General features: G+C 66.8%; 3 protein-coding genes. All 3 read right to left on the bottom strand.

Features of this window, described 5'->3' with window-relative positions; genetic code table 11:
• Positions 1-46: 46 nt before the first annotated feature.
• The 3 genes from QZ332_RS13385 to QZ332_RS13395 all read right to left on the bottom strand — a co-directional run bounded on the left by QZ332_RS13385 (position 47) and on the right by QZ332_RS13395 (position 3265).
• Positions 47-1477 (bottom strand): S-layer homology domain-containing protein, encoded by a 1431-nt coding sequence (locus QZ332_RS13385; RefSeq protein WP_295766346.1) that lies wholly within the window; start codon positions 1475-1477, stop codon positions 47-49.
• A gap of 19 nt (positions 1478-1496) precedes the next feature.
• The gene (locus QZ332_RS13390) at positions 1497-2483 is read right to left on the bottom strand and encodes an LCP family protein (RefSeq protein ID WP_295766349.1); all 987 of its coding nucleotides are present in this window, start codon (positions 2481-2483) and stop codon (positions 1497-1499) included.
• Between the two features lie 383 nt (positions 2484-2866).
• Positions 2867-3265 carry a hypothetical protein gene (locus QZ332_RS13395; RefSeq protein ID WP_295766351.1) on the bottom strand — a complete coding sequence of 133 codons (399 nt, stop codon included), beginning with the start codon at positions 3263-3265 and terminating at the stop codon, positions 2867-2869.
• Positions 3266-3345: the final 80 nt, after the last annotated feature.

The raw sequence follows: 3345 nt of genomic DNA on the forward strand, positions 1-3345 counted from the left end.
CGGGACCGATCCGGTCCCGCGCCGCGGTCTCGTCATGGGCCCGGCTTCAGCGCCGGGCGTGGAGCTCCTGGGACCGCTGAGGCGTCATGGCGAAATAGTCGTAGTCGATCTCGCTGCCGCTGTCGCCCCAGGTGGTGTCGATGTGGTATTCGGCGCCGTCCAGGGTGGCGACGGTCCAGATGTGGTCCCCCTGGATGATGGTGGAGCAGGCGATGCCCTCCAGCTTCAAAAGCAGGTTGTAGGCCCCGGTGTAGCCGTCGCAGACGGCGGTATGGTTGACGAAGAGGTTATAGGGGATGTGGCTGAGGGAGCTGGACCCGGCCTGGTAGTCGTAAACGCAGTTGCCGCAGACCCAGTCGTAGTAGACCCGGGCCTTCTCCATCTCCGTCATGTCCGGGCGGAGGGCCCCCTCCGCCCACAGCCGGTCATGGACGGCGATGGCGGCCTCCATGGCGGCGGTGCGGTACTGCTCCAGCTCGCCGCCGGCTCCCGCGGCGCCGAAGCTCAGGGTCAAAAGGCCCGCCCCCCGGGTGCACTGGACTTCGTTATAGCCCTGCTCGCAGTGGGCCTTCACCACGGCCAGGGACTGGTCCATGATCTGCCGGGCCTCCGCCTCGGAGACGCTGGGGTAATAGAAGATCAGGCCGCTGCGGCCCCTGGAGAGCATGTGGCGGATGGAGCTCTCCAGCTCCTCCGGACCGGAGGGGGAGAGGGTGTAGGTCCCCGGCTCCACCAGGTCCGCCAGGGTGGTCCCGGCGGCGCTGTAGAGCGCGGAGAGGTCCCACTGCAGGTCCACCCGCAGGGCGGGGTCCACCATGCGGGTGAGCATGGCGGCGGCGGCCCCGCGGGTGATGGGCGCGTCGGGGTGGAAGGAGCCTGAGGCGTCGCTGCCGGCGCAGACGCCCTTGCGGTAGAGGTCCAGGATGTCTTCTTGATAGGGGGTATACTCGGTGACGTCCGGGATGAAGCGGCGGGAGGCGTAGCCTTGGGTGACGAGCTCGTCGTGGACGGCGGGCAGGGCCTCCTCCGGCAGGACGTTGTTCAGCACATGGGCCACCTGGGCCCTGGAGGCGGGGAGGGACAGCCGGCCGTCCAGATCCGTGTCCAGCACGCCCTCGGCCTGGAGATAGCGGAGATAGGGCAGGGCGGCGGGACCGCCGCCGGCGCCGTGGGCGCTGGGGCCGGCCTCCGGCTCCGCGGTCCGGTAAAGGCTGCGGATGCGCCCGGCGAAGATGACCACCTGCCCCACGGTCAGGGGGTCCTGGAGGCCGAAGGTCCCGTCGGCCTTCCCGTTGGCGAGGCCGAACTCATAGAGGGCGGCCACGTTGTCATAGAAGGGGGAGCCTGGGTCCAGGTCGGAGAACTCCCCGGCGTAGGTGCGCTGCCTGGGGAAGCCGGCCTCCTGGGCGGCCTGCGCCCGGGGGAAGGCCAGCAGCAGCGACAGCGCCAGCAGCAGGGCGGGGATCTTTTTTTTCATAGCGTTCCTTTCGGTATGGTCAGGCGGGGATGTTCAGGTCCTCCGCCGTGCGGTCCTCCACGTAGGGGTTCAGGCGCTCGTTCACGAGGGCCAGCACCGCCTCCTGGTCGAGGTAGATATAGGGGGACTTCCAGGCGCCCGGCAGGGTGGAGAACTCGATGTTCTCCATCCCCATATTGGCCGCTTCGGTGCCCATCCAGACCAGGTTGCCCACGGTCAGCTCCGTGTCCACGTATTGGAGGAAGATCTTGCAGAAGTCGTCCAGCTTGAGGATGGAGGCGGGGGTCATCAGCTTCTTGGCCACGGCCTTCAAAAAGTCCTGCTGGGTCTGCATCCGGCCGATGTCCTGGGAGGCGTAGCCCTCCCGGAAGCGGACCACCTTGAGGGCGTCGATCCCGTTCAGGTGCCGCATCCCCTTGGAGAAGTGGATGTAGAGGTCCTGATAGGGGTCGTCATAGTCCATGTCCACCGGGATGTAGAAGTCCACGCCCCCGATGGCGTCCACCAGGGCCTCGAAGGCCCTCAGGTCCACCAGCACCGTGTAGTCCACCGGGATGCCCAGCTGATCCGAGATGGTGTCCGCCATCAGCTCCATGCCTCCGGAATTGTAGGCGAAGTTGATCTTGTGGTTTTTGCCTCCGATGTTGGCCTTGGTGTCCCGGGGGATGCTGACGCCATAGATGTAATGGGACTCCGCGTCCAGGGCCACCAGGATGTTGGTGTCGCTGCCGCCGTTGCCGTCGTCCACGCCGGAGACCAGGATGGTCCAGAATTTCGGCTTGCGCTCGTAGTGGGAGCGGAGGGCCTCCGCTTCCTCGTCGGAGAGGCCGTCCGACGCGGCGGGGCCGCTGACCTTCTGGATCATGACGGGATCGTCTTCGCCCTTTTGATCCGGGGCCCGGAAATAGACCCGGACGACGGCGCAGCACAGGCCGATGAGGATGAGCAGCAGCACCAGCGTCAGCGTCCAGGGGCTGCGCTTTTTGCGGCGGAGTCTCGAAGCCATGGGAACCTCCCGTGCGCCGCCTGGGCGGCGCGTATCTGTAAAGAGTGAGGACCGGCATCCATGCCGGGGGATGCCGGATGGGCGAAGCTCCCCCTCGCCGGGGAAGGGCGTCATCCAAAGCCATGCCGGAGCATGGCAGGGGGATCGACGCGGTATGGCGGGGGGAGACCGGCCGGACGGCGTTCAGCGGCCGCAAGGACAGGTCCTGGGTCCGTCGGCGACAGGCCCGTCCGAAAACGGGGCCGACAGGACGCCTGCTCCATTATAAGACCGTGCCAGGAAAAAGACAAGAGAAAAAATAGCGGCTCAGCCGCTATTTTTTCGGTGGAAATCCTGGGATTTTTGTTATTTTTTACAAGGGGATCAAAATATTTTCAAAAAGTTTACAACTTGGGCGGATCTTCGCCGGGCTCCTCCGGCCCCGCCTCCGGAGCTGCCGCCGGGGCCATCTGCTCCAGCAGGACCTTGATGTCTGCCAGGAGCTGGTTCTGATAGGACAAGGCGCAGCGGATGTAATGCAGCGCGGGCTCCGGCGCGGAGGCGGGAGGGAGGCTCCCGTCCTCCAGCGGGTGGGGCCAGCGGCGGACCTCCGGCTCTTTATAGACGGGCGCCCCCGGCGGGAACGGCGTCCAGATCTGCTGTCCGGCGGCCGGGGCCCGTCTGTTCACCGGGCCCCGGCCGGCCGCGGAGCTCCGGCTGACGGGGACGGTGCGCCCGGCCCGTCTGACGGCCGGGCTCCCGCTGACGGACGGGCCCCGTCCTCCGTGTTGACGATTTGCCATAAAGGGTCCCTCCTCGCGCGGCGTCAGTCGCCGCGGTATTTTTTACGGGTGGCGATGCCGCCCCGGATGTGCCGCTGGGC

Source organism: uncultured Oscillibacter sp. (genome assembly GCF_910584465.1).
Taxonomy (GTDB): Bacteria; Bacillota; Clostridia; order Oscillospirales; family Oscillospiraceae; genus Oscillibacter.

What these genes read in the sequence shown, in the direction of transcription:
- QZ332_RS13390 (WP_295766349.1), bottom strand. Translation starts at nt 2,483, where the DNA reads ATGGCTTCGAGACTCCGCCGCAAAAAGCGCAGCCCCTGGACGCTGACG.
- QZ332_RS13395 (WP_295766351.1), bottom strand. Translation starts at nt 3,265, where the DNA reads ATGGCAAATCGTCAACACGGAGGACGGGGCCCGTCCGTCAGCGGGAGC.
- QZ332_RS13385 (WP_295766346.1), bottom strand. Translation starts at nt 1,477, where the DNA reads ATGAAAAAAAAGATCCCCGCCCTGCTGCTGGCGCTGTCGCTGCTGCTG.